This is a genomic window from Alcaligenes sp. 13f (assembly GCF_020496585.1).
GTDB classification, from domain to species: Bacteria; Pseudomonadota; Gammaproteobacteria; order Burkholderiales; family Burkholderiaceae_B; genus Alcaligenes; species Alcaligenes phenolicus.
Map to the genome: position 1 here is coordinate 85,335 of NZ_JAHKKC010000008.1, position 19,497 is coordinate 104,831.

Consider the following 19,497-nt stretch of genomic DNA (forward strand, 5'->3'; position numbering starts at 1 on the left):
GTCAGCCTTTAAAGCTGGGCGGCAAAGGTGGGCGAGACAATCCAAACATGCGCCAGTACACCCACACGTTGAAAATCAGCACGATGGGCAAGGTAATCACAATCGCCGACAGGATCAGGCTCAGGGCTGGCACCCCGGCAGCGGCGTCCCAGATCGTCATCTCGTCCAGGATCAGATAGGGGAAGAAACTGAACGCCAGCCCGGCCATGACGAACACCATCACGAACAGGGTCAGCAAGAAGGGCAAGGTCGTGGTGCGATAGCTGCTGTTGATCATGCGCTGCAGGCTCATTTCAATCGACACAAAGCAGCTGAGAATCAAGGCCCACAGGAACAAGACCAAGCCCCAATACGGCCCGTCGCTCCATTTAAGCAGCACGCCGGCATTCACAAAGGCCAACACGACGGACACACCCACGGCACCGGCCGCAAACCAGCGTACCGAACGACGGCCCCAATTGACCGCCCGGGCACGCAGCTCGCCTGCTTCACGCATGATGAGCCAGCTAGCACCTAGCAAGCAGTACGCGGCAATAGCGCAAAAGCCCATGAAGACAGAGAACCAGATATAACCGGCATCGCTCTGAAAGCCCACTACGACCTGCGCCAGCAACACACCATGGGAGAACGCCGTCAACCAGGACCCCAGGGCAAAACCCATTTGCCAGCGGGACTGACGCTCTACCGGCGCGCGCAGTCGGAATTCGAAGGAGACGGAACGGGCAAAAACGCCCACGCCCAGCGCACATAACGGTCCGTACAGGCCGCCCATCACCGCCCCCCAGGCTTTGGGGAAAGCGCAGACAAACAAACCCAGGCCAAGAAACAGCCAGAACTCGTTGGCATCGCGCCAGGGGCTCAGCAATGACAGCATGCGGGGACGCAAGGAATCCGGTGCCAGCAAGGACAGACAGCCCACGCCAATATCGAAGCCGTCCAGAACCGTCCCGGCCACAATAATCAAAAAGAACAGGGCCAGAAACGCCAGCGGCATCCAGAACGCCGGATCATGGGCGCCCAGGCCCAACGCATTTGCAAAAGAGTCAATCATGCCCGCCCCCGATGACGCGCGATCGGTACCACACCAAAACGAACGGCATGTCGCAACTTCTGGAAAAAACCAATCATGCACAAGATATAGACCAGGCCGTAACTCAGCAAACCCAGCCCGACGGTAAAGACGCTCTCGGTGCTTTGCACTTGCACGGCCTGAATATCGTTACCGACCAGATAAGGCAAAAAGCCCAACAAGACGTAGGCTGCGCCACCCAGCAACATGATCCAGCCCAACACCGAGGCGACCACCATGAGCTGACGTTCTCTATAAGAAAGAGAGTGCGGGTCCAGGCCATAACGGCGAGTGCGCAACAAGACCCACAGCAGCAGGAACAGCATCAAGGCTCCTGCCAGCACGGCTACACGGAAGGACCAGAAGGTCAGGGTGACGGGCGGCATGGCGTCGGAAAACTGATCCAGACCCATCAAAATGCCACTGTCATTACGCCCCAACCAGCGTCCACCTGCATGAGACCAGCGCAGCACACCCAGAACACTGTCCTGCATGGCGGAGGGCGCCGCCACCAGAATCAAATCAGGCTGCGAGCCGCTTTCCCAGTACGCCGCCGCAGCCGCTGCCTTGGCAGGCTGATGCTCCGCAGTCATGAAACCATTGCCTATCACGGCGAGGATCAGGGCCAGCCAAGCCACCCCGCCCAGAAACAGGGCACTGCGAAAGGCCAGACGCTCCTGGTCGGTAACCGGCTTTTGCATGGTCTGGGCGCAGGTTACACCCAACATGAAAAAGGCCACCGTCAGCAAACTGCCTGCAAACAAAAGACCGGCATACCAGGGCAAGGCGGGCGTGCTGAGCACATCCAGCCATTCCATCACCACATAATGGCCTTCAATCACATCGACACCCGTTGGCACCTGCATCCAGGCCACAATCGCCACCAGCCAGAACGCCGTGACGGTAACGCCCAGGGCCACCATCAGCACCACCACGGTATGAACCAGATTGGACAGCATGCGCTGGGCAAACAGCATCACACCCAAAAAGCAGGATTTGAAAATGAACAAGGACAGCATGGAGGCGGCCAGCATGGGACCGATAACATCACCCACCTGCTCCATCAGGCCCGGCCAGACACTGCCAAACTGAAGCAGCACGGGCATGGACGCCGCAAAGCTTAAAATAAACGCCAGCGCAAACAGACGCACCCAAAAACGGTACGCCCCCATCCAGGCCGCCGCTTTGTTGCCAAAGGTTCTGATCTTGAAATACAGCAACACCCAGGCCAGTCCCAGCTCCAGGGCCAGAAACAGCAGCATGAAGCCCAGGCTAAGGAAAAACTGGGCATGAGACAGAGAAAGGGCGGAGTGCGTCATAATGAGCGCTAGTGTAGGGTGAATTGGCCTGCAAACGCCACCATACTACCCCAAGTTCTTCCCTGATTTTTTAGAACCCGTTCATGGGGTAAATACCCCTCTAAAACAAGAACGTGGCAAAATGGCCGATTAGTCTGTCGGCTTCTTTATTTCAAACGTGTATGACCTCTGACACCACTCCCGCTCCCGTATCTAATTTTCTGCGCACGATCATCGACCAGGATCTGAGCGCTGGCCGTTACGCACAAAAATCCTGGGCCGGTCAGCCAGGCCCGGCCAGTACCCAGGAAGGGGCGGCTGTTGATGCCGCGCGTATCCGTACGCGCTTTCCCCCCGAGCCCAACGGCTATCTGCACATTGGGCACGCTAAAAGTATCTGTTTGAACTTCGGACTGGCCAGCGACTACCAAGGTGCCTGCCACCTGCGCTTTGACGACACCAATCCTGAAAAAGAAGAACAGGAGTACGTGGACGCCATTATCGACATGGTGAAATGGCTGGGCTTTGACTGGACCTTCAATAAAGAAGAGAACCTGTACTTTGCCAGCGACTACTTCGACTATATGTACCAGTTCGCCGAAGCCCTGGTGAACGCGGGCCATGCCTACGTTGACGAGCAAAGCGCCGAAGAAATGCGTGCCAACCGTGGCACCCTGACTGAAAAAGGCGTGAACTCGCCCTGGCGCGACCGCCCTGCCCAGGAGTCCATCAAGCTGCTGCGCGAAATGCGCGACGGCAAGCACCCCGATGGCAGCATGGCCCTGCGCGCCAAGATCGATATGGGTTCGCCCAATATCAATATGCGCGACCCGGTCATGTACCGTATCCGCCATGCCGAACACCATCGCACTGGCGACAAATGGTGTATCTACCCCATGTACAGCTGGGCGCACCCCGTCGAAGACGCGCTCGAGCGCATCACCCACAGTCTGTGTACCCTGGAATTTGAAGACCAGCGTCCCTTCTATAACTGGATTCTGGAACGCCTGGTCGAACTGGGTCAGTTGTCCGACCCGCTGCCCAAGCAGTACGAGTTCTCGCGTCTGAACCTGTCCTACGTGGTCACCAGCAAGCGCAAGTTGCGCCAGCTGGTTCAGGAAAACCACGTATCGGGCTGGGACGATCCGCGCATGCCTACCCTGGCCGGTTTGCGCCGCCGTGGTTACAGCGCCGGTGCCATCCGCCTGTTCACCGACCGCCTGGGTGTGTCCAAGGCAGCCCAACATGTGGACTACAGCCTGCTGGAACAAGCCCTGCGCGATGATCTGGACCCGGTGGCCGACCGTAGCGTTGCCATTCTGGACCCGATCGAACTGATCATTACCAATTACCCGGAAGGCCAAAGCGAGCTGTGCCACGCACCGCGCAATCCGCACAATCCGGAAGCCGGCCAACGCGAGTTCCCCTTCTCCGGCCGCCTGTACATTGAACGCGAGGACTTCAAGGAAGAGCCGCCTAAAAAGTACTTCCGTCTGTTCCCCGGCAATACCGTGCGTCTGAAGTACGGCTATGTCGTGCGTTGCACCGGCTGCGTCAAGGACGAGCAAGGCAATGTCACCCAGGTTTTGGCGGAATACCTGCCCGACACCAAGAGCGGCACGCCCGGCGCGGACTCGGTCAAGGTCAAGGGCAATATCACCTGGATCAGCGCCGAGCACGCGATTGCCGCCGAGATTCGTCTGTACGACCGTCTCTTTGCCCACCCTCAGCCTGATGCAGCCGACCAGGACTTCCTGGAGCACATCAACCCGAACTCGCTGCGCGTGATTCAGGGGTGGCTGGAACCCGGCACCAAAGCTACGCCCGATGCCCGCTGGCAGTTTGAACGCCTGGGCTACTTTGTGGCGGACCGTGTAGACTCCACGCCAGAAAAACCCGTTCTTAACCGTACTACGACCCTGAAAGACACTTGGGTCTAAGGCTATTGACGTGAACGATCAGACTCATGCCAAAGGGCCGCAGGCCCTGGATTTCAAAAGCGCCACGCTGTACGCCGTGCGGGTGGTGCTGCGTTCGGCTGACACGGCCGAGCAGTTAGCCGCTCTGTCTCAACGCATGAAAGACGCTGGCTCCTTCTTTGAGGACGAACCCGTCGTCATTGATGCCAGCGCTATTGATGCGCCGGTGGATTGGGCCACCCTGGTTGCCGCTTTGCGTGAGCACAAGCTGCACCCGGTGGGTATCATTGCCCACCCTGACCATGCCGATAACGCCATCGACAGCGGCTTGCCGCATGTGGAGTTGTCCAATCCGCCAGCCCGCCCCCAAACCCAGGCCGCACCGGACAAGGAAGTGCCCGTGTTGTCGCAAGCCGCCCAGCAAGAAGCACCCGCGGCGGTCGCCCCGCCACCGCCCGCTATTGCTCCGGCTGCGCTCATCATCAACCGTCAGCTGCGTTCCGGCCAGCGCATCTACGCGCGCCACACGGATCTGATCGTGATCGGGGCGGTCAGTCAGGGTGCAGAAGTGGTAGCCGATGGCAATATCCACGTCTACGGACCACTGCGCGGCAAGGCCATGGCTGGTGCCCGTGGCGATGCAAAAGCACGCATCTTCACCACCGAGCTGGACCCGGAACTGATTGCCATTGCCGGTGTGTATCGCATTATTGAAACGCGACTGGATGCACAGCTACGCAACAAGCCCGTTGTCGTCACGCTGGAAGAAGATACGCTCAGATTTGATCCTCTGAGCTCCTAGCAGTACAAGGCGCCGGCTTTTGCCGGCGCTTTTTATAGAGGCTTGCACTGAGAGCCCGCATGAGAGCAAGCAAGTGCAAGCGCAACCGTGTAAGCTGACACGGAACAAAGCAATTGATATGTTTTGTTTCTAAGCAGTAGGCTAAGTGGCAGAACGGATGTCAAAATTAGGCCCGTTATGCTTTACGATTATGTGACTTGAAAAACAAAGGAATCCGATTGTCATGGCGCGTATAGTTGTAGTGACCTCCGGCAAGGGTGGCGTGGGCAAAACCACCACCAGTGCCAGTTTTGCATCTGGTCTTGCGATGCGCGGTCACAAGACCGTGGTCATCGACTTTGACGTTGGCTTGCGCAACCTGGACTTGATCATGGGTTGCGAGCGACGCGTGGTGTATGACTTCGTCAACGTGATCCAGGGCGAAGCCACATTGAACCAGGCCCTGATCCGTGACAAGCAGCTGGAAAATCTGTTCATCCTGCCCGCTTCCCAGACGCGTGACAAAGACGCGCTGACCCGCGAAGGTGTGGAAAAAGTACTGGAAGAGCTCAAGGGCATGGGTTTTGAATACATTGTGTGCGACTCGCCCGCAGGTATCGAAACCGGCGCCTTGATGGCCTCCTACTTCGCAGATGATGCGCTGGTTGTGACCAACCCCGAAGTGTCCTCGGTTCGTGACTCGGACCGCATCCTGGGCATTCTGGCCGCCAAATCGCGACGTGGTGAACAGGGCAAAGAGCCCATCAAAGAATATTTGCTGTTGACCCGTTATAGCCCCAAACGCGTGTCGGACGGCGAGATGCTGTCCTTGCAAGACGTTGAAGATATCTTGCGCATCAAGCTGATTGGTGTCACCCCCGAGTCGGAAACCGTGCTGCAAGCATCCAACCAAGGAGTACCCGTTATCCATATCAAGGAAAGTGATGTGTCCCAGGCCTATCAGGACATCGTAGATCGTTACCTGGGTGGCGAAAAACCATTGCGTTTTGTGGATTACGAAAAGCCAGGTCTGTTCAAGCGCCTGTTCGGAGGAAAGTAATATGTCTTTCCTGTCCTTCCTGCTCGGTCACAAGAAAACGTCGGCAACAGTTGCCAAGGACCGTCTGCAACTGATCCTTATTAACGAACGTGGCCAAGGGGGTGTTGCCCCGGACTACTTGCCCCGCTTGCAAAAAGAGCTGGTCGAAGTGATCTCGCGCTACGTGAAGATTAATCCCGATGACATCAAGGTGAACCTTGATCGCCAGGACTCGCTGGAAGTGCTGGAAGTCAAAATCGAAATGCCGCAAATTGATGCCAGCACGCTGGAAAACAAGTAAAGCGTCGCTGACAAAAAAACTTTGCTGCTTGAAATGGCCATCCCTTGCGGATGGCCATTTTCATGGCTGCTGCCTATACCAAAAGCAAGCCGCAAAACACCTGCAACGAGCAGCGCAATGCGGCTAGGCGGCTAATAGATCAGGTACAATTTTCCCTTGGTAATCGGCCCGTTCCGATTTTTCTTCGCGCCAGAGATGGCAAGTAGTGCCATCGATGCCCCCTGAGGCCTGGCTTATTGACCCATGCGGAGGGAATCATGACCGAGCTCGGTCAGATGGCACGTCTTGTGCCCGCTCACCCCCAGCTTCCTGTTAGCGCCTATTTCGACCACGCTCTGTTCGAGCGCGAACAAGAGCGTATTTTTCAGCAGTCGGCCTTGTACGTCGGCAATGAAAAACTTGTTCCCGAACCCGGCGACTGGCGCACCTTGATCCAGGAAAACGCTGCCCGTACTCTGATACGCAGCCAACACGGCGTAGAACTGCTCTCGAACGTCTGCAGGCATCGTCAGGCCCTGATGCTTGGTGGCATGCCCGGCCAGCCCAATCAGGCCAACCACGGCTCCCTGAGCAGCACAGGCGGCAATATTGTCTGCCCCCTGCACAACTGGACTTATAACGCGCAAGGCGACTTGCTGGCGGCTCCCCGTTTCAAGGACAAGCCCTGTCTGAACCTGGAACGCTACCCCTTGCGCGATTGCCATGGCCTGCTGTTTGAAGGCCCGCGCGATCCAGCCCAGGATATGGCCGCCTTGTTCAGCCGACCTGAATTCGACTTTAAGGACTATGTGCTGGATCACGTCGAAATCCACCAGTGCAACTACAACTGGAAGACCTTTATCGAGGTCTATCTGGAGGACTATCACGTCGCCCCCTTCCACCCCGGTCTGGGTCAGTTCGTGACCTGTGATGACCTGGAGTGGGAGTTCAGCGACTGGTATAGCCTGCAACGAGTCGGCGTGCATCAGGCCCTGGCCAATCCAGGCTCACCTACCTATCGCCAATGGCATGACAATCTGCTGGCCTACCGCCAGGGCGAAGCACCGGATTTCGGTGCCGTCTGGGTAACCTACTTCCCCACCCACATGATCGAGATCTATCCGCATGTGCTGGTGCTCTCTACGCTGTACCCCAAGGGGCCGCAGGAAACCATGAATGTGGTGGAGTTCTACTACCCGGAAGACATCGTGGCCTTCGAGCGTGACTTTGTGCAAGCACAACGCGCCGCCTATATGGAAACGGCCATAGAAGATGATGAGATTGCCGAACGTATGGATGCCGGCCGCCGCGCCTTGATGGAGCGTGGGGTCTGCGAGGTAGGCCCCTACCAGTCACCGCTGGAAGACGGCATGAAGCACTTTCACGAATGGTATCGCTCCATGATGGACGAGCGGCACCACCCGTAAGACATCACCACAAGCCTGCTTACTGCCCTAAGCAAGAAAAAAGCCTCAAAGCCGGGAGGGATCTCCCAGGCTTTGAGGCTTTTAATCCGATGAGCGTTTCAGCTCAATCAGAGAATTTGAATTTAGCGGTTCTTGCCGATCTGATCGCCGATCACGCCACCAATCGCTGCGCCACCGACCGTACCCAGAATGCCGCCGTCAGTAATCACTGCACCGGCAACACCACCCAGACCCGCGCCGGTTACGGCACCCTTTTGACGTTTGCTCATACCATCCCAGGAAGAGCAGCCCGCCATCACGACGGCCAGAACCGTGGCCATACCCACTTTAGTGATAGTCGTCATTTTCATCCGTAAACCTCCGTGAAGTATCCGTGCTCAACACGGCATTAAAGTCTATCTTCACCCTACGGAGCCAATTAGTCCAGACCCTATTGTTAGGCAACGCAACAGATGTAATTCAGCTTTTGTTCAGTTTATTTGATCAAAGCCAGAACCTGCTTGAATACAGGGTTAGCCGGCGTTTCCAGCCATTCAAACATGGCCATTTCGGCGCTAACGCGCTCCAATCCATGCATCGCCCAGCGATCCCAGGCGGCTTGTCGGGACTCGGGATGGCGCGAGCCTACGCAGTCCCCGACCAGCACAGGTTCATAACCGCGCTCCATCAAACCCAGGCCAGTTTGTAACACACACACGTGAGACTCTGTACCCAGTAACAAGACTCGTGTGCGCCCTACCGGCAAGGCAGGCAAAAAATCGGCTTCGCGCGTGGCATCGAAGTGGGTTTTATGCAGCACTTTATCAATATGTGGCAACAAAGAAGCATCGGTTGGGCCGATTTTCTCGGCCCAATGCTCGGTTGCCAGCACCGGCACCCCTAAAAGACGCGCCGCCTGTGCCAGCTTCCCGGCCCGTTCGACCAAGGCTTGGTGGTCTGCAATGGCGGGCAGGAGCCCCGTTTGCATATCCACAATCAGGACGAAAGACTGGTGAGCATTGAGCACAGGCATGGCACTTTCCTTATTTCAGGGACTTGTAGCGGATACGACGAGGTTTGGCAGCATCTTCGCCCAGACGTTTCTTCTTGTCTGCTTCGTATTCCTGATAGTTGCCATCAAAGAATACGACCTGCGAATCACCCTCAAAAGCCAGAATGTGGGTGGCGATACGGTCCAGGAACCAGCGATCGTGACTGATCACCATGACCGAGCCGGCAAACTCCAGCAGGGCATCTTCCAGGGCACGCAGGGTTTCCACGTCCAGGTCGTTGGATGGTTCGTCCAGCAGCAAGACGTTGCCGCCGGCGATCAGGGTCTTGGCCAGGTGCAGACGACCACGCTCCCCGCCAGACAGATTGCCCACGATCTTGTTCTGATCCGCGCCCTTGAAGTTGAAGCGGCCCAGGTACGCACGCGATGGCATTTCAAAGCGGCCCACGGTCAGCAGGTCTGCGCCATCGGCAATCGCGTCAAAGACGGTCTTTTCATTAGCCAGGGCATCGCGCGACTGGTCCACATAAGCCAGCTTGACGGTTTGGCCCAGTTTGACCGTACCGGAATCAGGCTGTTCTTTACCGGCCAGCATGCGGAACAAGGTGGACTTACCGGCACCGTTAGGACCAATAATCCCGACGATGGCACCAGCTGGCACCTTGAAGCTCAAGTTGTCGATCAGCAGACGATCGCCATAGCCCTTGCTGACGTTTTCAAATTCAATAACTTCATTACCCAGACGTTCGGCCACAGGAATGAAGATTTCCTGGGTCTCGTTGCGCTTCTGGTATTCGTGCGAGGACAGTTCCTCGAAACGGGCCAGACGGGCCTTGGCTTTGGCCTGACGTCCCTTGGGGTTCTGGCGCACCCACTCCAGTTCTTTCTTGATGGTGCGCTGACGAGCACTTTCCGACGCCTCTTCCTGCTTCAGGCGGTCGTCTTTCTGCTCCAGCCAGGAGCTGTAGTTGCCCTTCCAGGGAATACCGTGGCCACGGTCCAGTTCCAGAATCCACTCGGCGGCGTTGTCCAGGAAGTAACGGTCGTGAGTGACTGCTACTACAGTGCCGGGGAACTGGCGCAGGAAAACTTCCAACCAATCCACACTTTCCGCGTCCAGGTGGTTGGTGGGCTCATCCAGCAGCAACATATCAGGCTTGGACAGCAGCAACTGGCACAAGGCCACGCGACGCTTTTCACCACCGGACAGGTTGGCAATGGAGGCATCCCAAGGTGGCAGACGCAACGCATCGGCCGCGATTTCCATTTGGGTTTCGATGTCGTCCGCACCACTGGTCGCGGCGGCGGCAATAATGGATTCCAGTTCGGCCTGTTCGGCGGCCAGAGCGTCAAAATCTGCGTCGGGCTCGGCGTATTCGGCGTAGACCTGTTCCAGACGCTGACGCGCCTCGAACACCTGACCCAAACCGGCCTGCACGGCTTCGCGCACGCTGTGTTCGGGGTTCAGCTGAGGTTCTTGTGGCAGGTAACCGATCTTGATCCCCGCCATGGGGACGGCTTCGCCCTCGATCTCGGTATCTACCCCGGCCATGATCTTGAGCAAGGTGGATTTACCCGAGCCGTTCAGGCCCAGCACACCAATCTTGGCACCTGGAAAAAAAGACAAGGAGATATTGCGCAGAATCTGCCGCTTGGGCGGCACAATCTTGCCCACGCGGTTCATCGAATAAACGTATTGAGCCATATAAACCTAAAAAGGAAAAACAGGTCGTGTTCGGAAAACTGGGATTGTAGGCGTTTGGCGCCCGAAAGGTGCGCTTCTGTCAGGTTCAGAACGAAACACCCGGCCTGAGTGCAGGCCTGTCTCAGGTAATATACTCACTTTTGCTGACAATCCAAAAACGCCATGCCCACACCTGACGCCCCTGAACTTGTATTTACCACCGAAGAGATCGAAACCCTGGGCCGCACCGCCGATGCGCTGAGTGCCTACCTGGGTCGTGCCGTCCTGGCCGAGATCGTGGGAGCGGAAGAAACCGGCTTTGAATGGGTCATCTTTGCCATGCCCCTGGACAAGAATGAAGACGAAAGCGAATTCACGATTGTGCAGGTAGGCGGCGAACAGGCCCGCATCGTGGGCAACCGCGGCGGCTTGGACCCCAAGGACACGGCGGTCTACGCCTGCCGTTACCTGTGGGCCATCCAGTTAAGTGATGCCGAGCCTGTGCGCTTTATCAAAGTGGACGAAGAAGGCGAGGAAGTCGCCTGGACCGAGACCCTGGAAGAATTACTACCCTTCGCCCTGAGCGAAGATGCCTTCGCCGTCGAGGATGAGACGGATGAAGACGACGAGGACGACGATGATGACCGCCCGGAACCGGGCGTGCACGGCCACACCCTGCACTAATCGCGTTCAGGCCCGTCGCTTGTCCCGCAGATATAAAGCGACACCCACCGGCCACATCAAACTCACCAGCAGATAAGACGCCAGGCCTTTCAAGCCATAGCCTGCTGGTGGCTTGCGCCCACTGGCACGCAGGTGCAGCCCAAAGCGGGTGTAACGCGCGGCAGCCATCAAGAACGCCTTGGGTTCGTAGCGGAACCAGGGCAGACACTTCACCACCGTATCCTGCGCCAGCAGCCACAAGCCCAGTGCATGTTGCTGGCTGGTTTTGCCTTGCACCGACAAGGAGTCCGGGCTGTCGTGGTAGACACGGAATACGGTGTTCACAAATCGGTTCTTGTAGCCCGCACGGGCAATCGCCCGCCACACCAGGCTTTCAGGCACAAAGCCGTCGATCTGATCGGGAAAGGGAAACTTGCGCAGTACGGCGGTACTCAAACAGCCGAACTTCTCGCCCCGCACGTGGTAGCGAAAACTCATGTCCAAAGAGCTGGCATCAAAAATATCCTGGGGAAACATATCCCCGACGACCTTGCCATCCGGTCGCACACACAGACCCGTAATGCCTGCATAAGCTGCTCGCTCTGATACAGGGATGTCGGCCCAGATCTGCGCCATATCGTAGAGCGCATTCACCAGCAGGGTGTCATCACTGTCCAAAGCAACGACCAGTTCACCTTGGGCCAGAGCCACGCCGTGATTGAACGCCGCCTTCTTGTGACGATTTTCCTGCCAGGCATAATGAATCGGAAAGGAGGCTTGCTGTTGCCAGCCTTGCACCAGTTCCCGTGTCCCGTCTGTGGAACCATCGTCAATGACCACCCACTCAAAGTCCTGACAGGTTTGCTCGCACAAGGAACGATAGACGCGCTCCAAGGTGTGAGCGCGGTTATAGCTAGGTGTCAGGACGGTGAACAAATGGCGCCATTCCATACGCGGGTGTCCCCATAAACCACTGTTTTGATTATTGTTACGGGCAGCTACTTACATCTGCATCAGAATGACATCATCATAAAGCAAGCACGGCGCTGTACAGCGCACTATCTGCAGGGCTCCAGACAAACCCGAAGCAAAATCAAACGCGCACAAAAAAACCACAGGCAAGCCTGTGGTTTTTTTGCTGCTGGGTGTGATTTCAAGCTGAAAAATCAGGTTTCTGCTTGTACACCGCTCAAGCCAGGCACTTAGACGCGCTTGACCTTTTCCAGCATTTTGAAAACGCCCTTGGGTGCGCGCACAAACAGACGTTTGAATGCTTTACCCAGGCAACGACGCTCCAGCGTGTTGCGGCGAGTGCGTTTGATTTCCGCCATGGTGATCTCCGATCTTAATGTAAGCCCTGCCGGATGATCCCGACAAAAGCGCAATAGCTAACCAGAAATTCTACCGTAATCCGCGTTAAGATACAAAGGCTAGAGTGTGCATCCCTGGCAACACCTTGCTGGCGTGTACCGCTCTCACTGGCGCATGGGGCCTGTTTGACAGGCCTTTTCGCTGCCGCTTCCCTACTCTGCCCTCTCCAGAAAGCCGACCTTGCCATGAGCTCAGAAATTCGCATTTTTGGCGCCCGCCAGAACACTCTGAAAAACCTGAATGTACGTATCAAAACGGGCGAGTTATTGGTTATTACCGGCGTTTCCGGCTCAGGCAAAAGTTCGCTGGCCTTTGACACTCTGTATGCAGAAGGCCAACGACGCTATGTAGAAACCTTCTCCCCCTATGCGCGCCAGTTCCTGGACCGCATGGACAAGCCTCAGGTCGATCGCATTGAAGGCATCTTGCCCGCCATTGCCATTGATCAGGTGAACCCGGTACGCAACTCGCGCAGCACCGTGGGCACCATGACGGAGCTGAACGATTACATCAAGCTGCTGTACGCCCGCTTGGGCGAGTTGTATTGTCGCCAGTGCGCCCAGCCTGTGCGCCGCGACAATGCCGACAGCATCGCCAAACAGATTCGCAAGCTGGCAGAGGACCACGATGACCCACGCCTGGTTCTGACCTTTGCCGTCAAGGTTCCGGCCAACTTCACGCAGCAAGAAATTGAAACCTTGCTGCATCAGCAGGGCTACACCCGCCTGCACCACGAAGAAACACAGACCGTCACGGCCAGCAGCAGCACGAAAAAGGGCAAAAGCAGCAAAGCCGCCCCCACGGAGCAAAAGCTTCTCTATGTGATTCAGGACCGCTTCCGTGCCAGCACGGTAGAGCCGGAACGTTTCATGGAAGCGATCGAAGCGGCCTTGCGCCACGGACAAGGCAAGTTGACGGTGTATGCTTCGGCCAGTGCCGATGGCCCGGAAACCGCCTGGCGTTTCAGCCAGGGCCTGCACTGTGCCCAGTGCGATATTGAATACAGCACGCCGGTTGCCAGCACCTTCTCCTTCAACTCGCCCCTGGGCGCGTGTGAATCCTGCCGTGGCTTTGGCCGCGTGATGGGTATTGATTACGGCCTGGTCGTTCCCGATCCCAGCAAAAGCCTGCTGGAAGGTGCGATCCGCCCTTGGCAGACAGCCAGCTACAAAGAATGTCAGGTCGAGATGGAGCGCTACGCTCCGGCAGCCGGTGTACGCCTGAGCGTGCCCTGGAAAGACTTGAGCCAGGAAGAGCGCGACTGGGTGATTAACGGCACCCCGGACTGGAAAGGCGGCAATCAGGCCTGGAAAACCCAGTGGTACGGTGCACAGCGCTTTTTCGACTGGCTGGAGTCGCGCGCCTACAAGATGCACGTGCGTGTGCTGCTGTCCAAATACCGCAGCTACAACACCTGCCCGGCCTGCGCCGGCTCGCGTCTGAAACCCGAAGCCAGCTTGTGGCGTGTGGGCGATCAGGCGGCCCCCGCCGATTCCCGTTACCCACGTTTCATGCCCGTGCATTCAAACTGGCTGCGCGAGCAACTGGATGCCATGCCCGGCCTGAGCGTCCCGGACCTGATGCGTTTGCCTATCGAGCACGTACGCAGCTTTTTCCAAGGCCTGCACTTTGGCGATGCACGTGATGCGGCCATTGATCTGCTCTTGAAGGAAACCCTGTCCCGCCTGGATTATCTGTGCGATGTGGGCCTGTCCTATTTGTCGCTGGACCGCCAAAGCCGCACCCTGTCTGGCGGCGAAGTGCAGCGTATCAACCTGACCACGGCACTGGGCACCTCGCTGGTGAACACCTTGTTCGTGCTGGACGAGCCCTCGATTGGCCTGCACCCACGCGATATGCACCGCATTATTGAAGTAATGCATCGTCTGCGCGGCAATGGCAACACGCTGGTCGTGGTCGAGCACGACCCGCAAGTGATGGTGGCCGCCGACCGTATTCTGGACATGGGACCCGGCCCTGGCGAGCGTGGCGGTCAGATTCTGTTTGATGGTTCGCCCCAAGCCTTGCGCGGCGCGGAAACGCTGACAGGCCGCTACCTGAGTGGCGAGCTCAGCATCGAGTCGCCCCGCCCCATGCCTGTGGCCGACAACACCCCGCGCCTGCTGCTGGAAGACGTAAGCGCACACAATCTGCGTCATATCTCCGTGTCCATTCCGCTGGGCCGTCTGGTCTGCGTGACCGGTGTTTCCGGCTCGGGCAAATCCACGCTGATCCAGGACGTGCTCTACCCGGCCATCCTGAAACAGCAAGGCAAACCAACGGAAGCCCCTGGCCCTTACGGTGCCTTGCTGGGCGCCGAGCAAATTGCCGAAGTAGTGATGGTGGATCAGACGCCTATTGGCAAAACGGCCCGCTCCAACCCGGCCAGTTATGTCGGTGCCTTTGACCCTATCCGCAAGCTGTTTGCCCAGGCCCCGCTGTCCAAAGAACGCAGTTACACGCCCGGCACCTTCAGCTTCAATAGTGGCGATGGCCGCTGCCCGACTTGTGGCGGCACGGGCTTTGAGCATATCGAAATGCAGTTCCTGTCGGACGTGTACCTGCGCTGCCCGGATTGCGATGGCAAGCGCTTCCGCCCCGAAGTGCTGGAAGTGCGTATCGAACACTTTGGTCGCAGCGCCTCGATTGACGAGGTGCTGGACATGACCGTGCATCAGGCCATGGAGTTCTTTGAAGGCCTGCGCGATGTGCAAACCGGCCTGGCACCCCTGGCCGATGTGGGCCTGGATTACCTGAAACTGGGCCAACCTGTGCCTACGCTCTCGGGCGGTGAGGCACAACGCTTGAAACTGGCGGCTTATCTGGCCCAGGCTTCGCGCACCCGTCTAAGCCAGGTGAAGGTCGCCAAGAAAGGCAATCTGTTCCTGTTCGACGAGCCCACCACCGGCCTGCACTTTGACGATATTGCCCGCCTGATGCGCGCCTTCCGCAAGCTACTGGCCGCTGGTCACAGCCTGCTGATTATTGAGCACAATCTGGACCTGATCCGCGCGGCAGACTGGATTATTGATCTGGGCCCCGAAGGTGGCGAGCATGGCGGCCAATTGCTGGGCGCGGGTACGCCTGGCGACATCATGGCGCTGGAGCAATCGCACACCGGCCATGCCCTGAAAGAATACGAACAAGCCATTCTGGGTAAAGGCTCGGCCCTGTTCCAGGAACCCGAGGTGGATTACAAGGCCAGCTCGGGCGGCAGCAACGATGGCCAGATCGCCATCCTGAATGCACGCGAACACAACCTGAAGAACATCTCGGTGCACATCCCGCACAACACCTTCACCGTCGTGACGGGTGTCTCCGGTTCGGGCAAATCCACCCTGGCCTTCGACATTCTGTTTAACGAAGGTCAACGCCGCTACCTGGAGTCCCTGAACGCCTACGCCCGCGCGATTGTGCAGCCCGCCGGTCAGCCCGATGTGGACGCAATCTACGGTATTCCACCTACCGTTGCCATTGAGCAGCGCACCAGCCGTGGGGGTCGCAAATCCACCGTGGCCACCATGACGGAAATCCACCATTTCCTGCGCTTGCTGTATGTGAAGCTGGCCACCCAATACTGCCCGGACTGCCATGTGCCTGTGGCCCCGCAAACGGCCGAGCAAATCGCCGCGCAATTGCTGCGTGATCATAAGGGTGAGCATATTGGTTTGCTGGCTCCCCTGGTCACCGCTCGCAAGGGCTACTACACCGACCTGGCCAAATGGGCGCAGGGCAAGGGCTATACCCATCTGCGCGTGGATGGCGAGTTCATCCCCGTCAACCCTTGGCCTCGTCTGGATCGTTACAGCGAACACACGCTGGAACTGCCAGTGGCCGACCTGATTATTGATCCTCGCCACGAACTGCAACTGCGCCAAGCCATACGCGAGGCGCTGGAGCTGGGTCACGGCTCCTTCAGTGTGCTGGCTCCCCTGACGCCATCGGGTTCCATGTCGCTGGAACAACGCCGACAAGGTCAACCGCTGTCCACGGCCAGCCAGCAACACTTCTCCGTCAAACGGGCTTGCCCGTGCTGCGGCACCAGCTTCCCCGAGCCGGACCCACGCATGTTCTCCTACAACTCCAAGCACGGCTGGTGCAAGGACTGCTTTGGTACGGGCTTGAAGCTGACCGGCTTCGACCAGGAACAAACGGGCGAGGAAAACAGCTGGAATAACGGCTACGAAGGCGAAGCCGTGGAATGCCCAAGCTGTCACGGCCAACGCTTGAACCCGGTCTCTCTGGCTTTTGAATGGCGCGACCAATCCATTGCCAAGCTGGCCGGTTTGCCCGTGGATGAAGCGCAGACCTTTTTTGGCAGCCTGAACATGAGTGGCCGTGAGGCCGATATTGCGCGCGACATTCTGAACGAGATCCGCAGCCGTCTGGACTTCATGCACGAAGTGGGCCTGGGGTATCTGGCGCTGGATCGTGCCGCCCCCACCTTGTCCGGTGGCGAGGCCCAACGTATCCGTCTGGCCGCCCAGTTAGGCTCGAACCTGCAGGGCGTCTGCTATGTGCTGGATGAACCCACGATCGGTCTGCACCCGCGCGACAACCAGATTCTGCTGAACGCCATGGCGCGTCTGGAAGGCAACGGCAATACGCTGGTAGTTGTCGAGCACGATGAAGACACCATACGCCGTGCCCAGCACATTATTGATATGGGCCCCGGTGCCGGTAAACGCGGCGGTGAGGTCATCGCGCAGGGCACGCTGGCAGAAATCGAGGCCAACCCCAATTCGCTGACCGGCCGCTATCTGCGCGAACCGCTCAAGCACCCCATGCAGGCGCGCCGTCCCGTCCAGGCCGATGCACCCATGCTGACGGTGCACGATGCCAGCCTGCATAACCTGAACAAGGTCCAGGCCGGTATTCCGCTGGGCAAGCTCAGTCTGGTGACGGGCGTGTCAGGCTCCGGCAAATCCACCTTTGCCCGCGATGTGCTGCTGGATAATTTGCAGCGCGTTGTCGGCAGCAAAGAAAAACCGGTGTGGCAGGGTTGTTCCAGCATCAGCGGCTGGGAAAGCCTGGACCGCGTGCTGGAAGTAGACCAGACCCCCATTGGCAAAACCCCCCGCTCCTGCCCGGCCACCTATATCGGCTTCTGGGACGAGGTGCGCAAACTGTTTGCCAACACCAACGATGCCCGTCTGCGCGGCTGGAGCGCCTCACGCTTCTCCTTTAATACCGGCGATGGCCGTTGCCCCTTGTGCGAAGGCCAAGGCATGCGCACCCTGGAAATGAGCTTCCTGCCGGACGTGAAGGTGCCTTGTGACGCCTGCCACGGCCAGCGTTTCAATCCGGAAACCCTGGCGGTGACCTGGCGCGACGTCTCCGCCGGTCAGCTTTTGCAAATGGATGTAGACGAAGCGGTTGAATACTTTGCTGCTCATCCTAAAATATTGCGCCCCCTGCAGCTGATGCAAAGCGTGGGCCTGGGCTATCTGACCCTGGGCCAACCCTCCCCCACCCTGTCCGGTGGCGAGGCGCAGCGCGTCAAGCTGGTCAGCGAACTGGTCAAGGCTCGTCTGGACGAAGGTCTGACTCGCACAGGCCGCGCCTACAAGGCTCCGCACACCCTGTACGTGCTGGACGAACCCAGCGTAGGCCTGTCCATGGCGGATGTGGAAAAGCTGATTGTGGTGCTGCACCGACTGGTCGATGCCGGCCATACCGTGCTGGTGATTGAACATAATCTGGATTTGATTGCCGAAGCAGACTGGATTGTCGATCTGGGCCCCGAAGGCGGCTCGGGCGGCGGCAGGCTGGTGGTGCAAGGCACGCCGGATCAAGTACAAGCCAACCATGCCTCGCATACCGGCATGGCCCTGGCGGAATTTTTAAAGGAACACGGCGCATGTATGGCCGATTTGAAGACAGACTAAAAGGCTATGCGCTGGAAATGCAGGGCTACCTGGGCCATATCCAGGCTCGTAGCCCGGAAGACTTAAGTACTGCTTTTGAAAAAATCGAACAGGCTCGCCAAGCCGGCCACTGGGTGGCCCTGGCACTGGACTACGAACTGGCCGAGTTGTTCGAACCCCGTCTGTCTGCGCGTGATCCAGCGCCCCATGCGCCCCTGAATGCGCTGGTGTTTGAGCAGGCTCAGGAAGTGGCTTTATGGGATAGTCAGGCAAAGCCCGAGTTGAAGGTCAGCCTTCAAATCAGTCAGAAAGACTATCGGGATGCACTGGCCCAGGTTCAGCAAGGTTTGCAGGCCGGGGATTTTTACCAGATCAACTACACCATGCCCCTGTGCATTCAATCCGGCATGGGACCGCGTGATCTCTATACCGCACTGGCCAGCCGCCACCCTGTAGCCTACGGTGCTTATCTGGATCTGGGTGATCGTCATATCCTGTCGCTGTCACCCGAGCTGTTTCTGGAAAAACGTGGCAACACTGTGCGGACCCGCCCCATGAAAGGCACCCGCCCGCGCGATACCGACCCTGTTCAAGATCAGAAAAACGCCCAGGAGCTGCAAAGCAGCCTGAAAGACCGGGCCGAAAACCTGATGATTGTGGACTTGCTACGCAATGATCTGGGCCAGGTGGCCCGCACCGGCACCGTGCAAACCACCAGTCTGTTCGATGTAGAGCAATACGCTTCCGTCTGGACCATGACTTCCAGCATCCAGGCCGAGGTAGACCCGGACTGGAGCCTGCAGACCCTGCTACGCGCCCTGTTTCCCTGTGGTTCGATTACCGGCGCCCCCAAGCTGGCCGCCATGCAATGCATACGCCAACTGGAAACGCAGCGACGCGGTATTTACTGCGGCTCGGTGGGGTATCTCAGCCCCCAGGGCGACTTGTCCCTGAATGTCAGCATCCGCAGTCTGGAGCTGAACAATCATGGTCAAGGAACATTTGGCGTGGGCGGTGGCATTGTGCTGGATTCAGACCCGGACCAGGAATGGTTGGAGTGTTTGTGGAAAGCACGTGTCTTGCAGACCCCTGTAACACTGACTTAAAG

15 protein-coding genes are annotated in these 19,497 nt (G+C 58.0%); 8 read left to right on the plus strand and 7 right to left on the minus strand.

Annotated elements, in window-relative coordinates; all coding sequences use genetic code 11:
- Position 1: 1 nt before the first annotated feature.
- Complete coding sequence (locus tag KOE80_RS08870) at positions 2-1,051, minus strand: cytochrome d ubiquinol oxidase subunit II (RefSeq protein WP_226348927.1); 1,050 nt, start codon at positions 1,049-1,051, stop codon at positions 2-4.
- Entirely contained in the window at positions 1,048-2,388 is a 1,341-nt protein-coding gene (locus KOE80_RS08875) for a cytochrome ubiquinol oxidase subunit I (protein ID WP_081055354.1), read from the minus strand. Before KOE80_RS08875 ends, KOE80_RS08870 begins: the two co-directional genes overlap by 4 nt.
- A gap of 161 nt (positions 2,389-2,549) precedes the next feature.
- Between KOE80_RS08875 and KOE80_RS08880 the strand changes: the two genes are divergently transcribed.
- The 5 genes from KOE80_RS08880 (at position 2,550) to KOE80_RS08900 (ending at position 7,813) form a co-directional block, all read left to right on the plus strand.
- Positions 2,550-4,307 (plus strand): glutamine--tRNA ligase/YqeY domain fusion protein, encoded by a 1,758-nt coding sequence (locus KOE80_RS08880; RefSeq protein WP_035271102.1) that lies wholly within the window; start codon positions 2,550-2,552, stop codon positions 4,305-4,307.
- A gap of 10 nt (positions 4,308-4,317) precedes the next feature.
- Positions 4,318-5,088 carry a septum site-determining protein MinC gene (minC, locus tag KOE80_RS08885; protein WP_026485162.1) on the plus strand — a complete coding sequence of 257 codons (771 nt, stop codon included), beginning with the start codon at positions 4,318-4,320 and terminating at the stop codon, positions 5,086-5,088.
- A gap of 223 nt (positions 5,089-5,311) precedes the next feature.
- On the plus strand, positions 5,312-6,127 hold the full coding sequence (gene minD / locus KOE80_RS08890; RefSeq protein ID WP_009455077.1) for a septum site-determining protein MinD: 816 nt from the start codon (positions 5,312-5,314) through the stop codon (positions 6,125-6,127).
- Position 6,128: 1 nt separating this feature from the next.
- On the plus strand, positions 6,129-6,407 hold the full coding sequence (minE, locus tag KOE80_RS08895) for a cell division topological specificity factor MinE (RefSeq protein ID WP_009455079.1): 279 nt from the start codon (positions 6,129-6,131) through the stop codon (positions 6,405-6,407).
- A 257-nt stretch (positions 6,408-6,664) separates the two neighbouring features.
- Positions 6,665-7,813, plus strand: a complete 1,149-nt coding sequence (locus tag KOE80_RS08900) for an aromatic ring-hydroxylating oxygenase subunit alpha (RefSeq protein WP_226348928.1) — start codon at positions 6,665-6,667, stop codon at positions 7,811-7,813.
- A 122-nt stretch (positions 7,814-7,935) separates the two neighbouring features.
- Here KOE80_RS08900 and KOE80_RS08905 read toward each other — a convergent pair whose 3' ends face one another.
- The 3 genes from KOE80_RS08905 to ettA form a co-directional block, all read right to left on the minus strand.
- On the minus strand, positions 7,936-8,163 hold the full coding sequence (locus KOE80_RS08905; RefSeq protein WP_035271107.1) for a glycine zipper 2TM domain-containing protein: 228 nt from the start codon (positions 8,161-8,163) through the stop codon (positions 7,936-7,938).
- A 125-nt stretch (positions 8,164-8,288) separates the two neighbouring features.
- Entirely contained in the window at positions 8,289-8,825 is a 537-nt protein-coding gene (locus tag KOE80_RS08910) for an isochorismatase family protein (protein WP_009455085.1), read from the minus strand.
- Positions 8,826-8,835: 10 nt separating this feature from the next.
- On the minus strand, positions 8,836-10,509 hold the full coding sequence (ettA, locus tag KOE80_RS08915) for an energy-dependent translational throttle protein EttA (protein ID WP_009455087.1): 1,674 nt from the start codon (positions 10,507-10,509) through the stop codon (positions 8,836-8,838).
- A gap of 162 nt (positions 10,510-10,671) precedes the next feature.
- Here ettA and KOE80_RS08920 point away from each other — a divergent pair, with 162 nt between their 5' ends.
- On the plus strand, positions 10,672-11,172 hold the full coding sequence (locus KOE80_RS08920) for a hypothetical protein (RefSeq protein WP_226348929.1): 501 nt from the start codon (positions 10,672-10,674) through the stop codon (positions 11,170-11,172).
- Positions 11,173-11,178: 6 nt separating this feature from the next.
- Here the strand turns inward: KOE80_RS08920 and KOE80_RS08925 are convergent, their stop codons facing one another.
- Both KOE80_RS08925 and KOE80_RS20305 read right to left on the minus strand, forming a co-directional pair.
- On the minus strand, positions 11,179-12,102 hold the full coding sequence (locus tag KOE80_RS08925; protein WP_226348930.1) for a glycosyltransferase family 2 protein: 924 nt from the start codon (positions 12,100-12,102) through the stop codon (positions 11,179-11,181).
- Positions 12,103-12,353: 251 nt separating this feature from the next.
- A complete protein-coding gene (locus KOE80_RS20305) occupies positions 12,354-12,482 on the minus strand; it encodes a hypothetical protein (protein ID WP_003803595.1) in 129 nt (42 codons plus the stop codon).
- Between the two features lie 225 nt (positions 12,483-12,707).
- Here KOE80_RS20305 and uvrA point away from each other — a divergent pair, with 225 nt between their 5' ends.
- On the plus strand, positions 12,708-18,410 hold the full coding sequence (gene uvrA / locus KOE80_RS08930; RefSeq protein WP_226348931.1) for an excinuclease ABC subunit UvrA: 5,703 nt from the start codon (positions 12,708-12,710) through the stop codon (positions 18,408-18,410).
- Positions 18,383-19,495, plus strand: coding sequence for an aminodeoxychorismate synthase component I (gene pabB, locus KOE80_RS08935; RefSeq protein ID WP_226348932.1), 1,113 nt, complete (start codon positions 18,383-18,385; stop codon positions 19,493-19,495). The genes uvrA and pabB overlap by 28 nt, the downstream gene beginning before the upstream one ends.
- Positions 19,496-19,497: the final 2 nt, after the last annotated feature.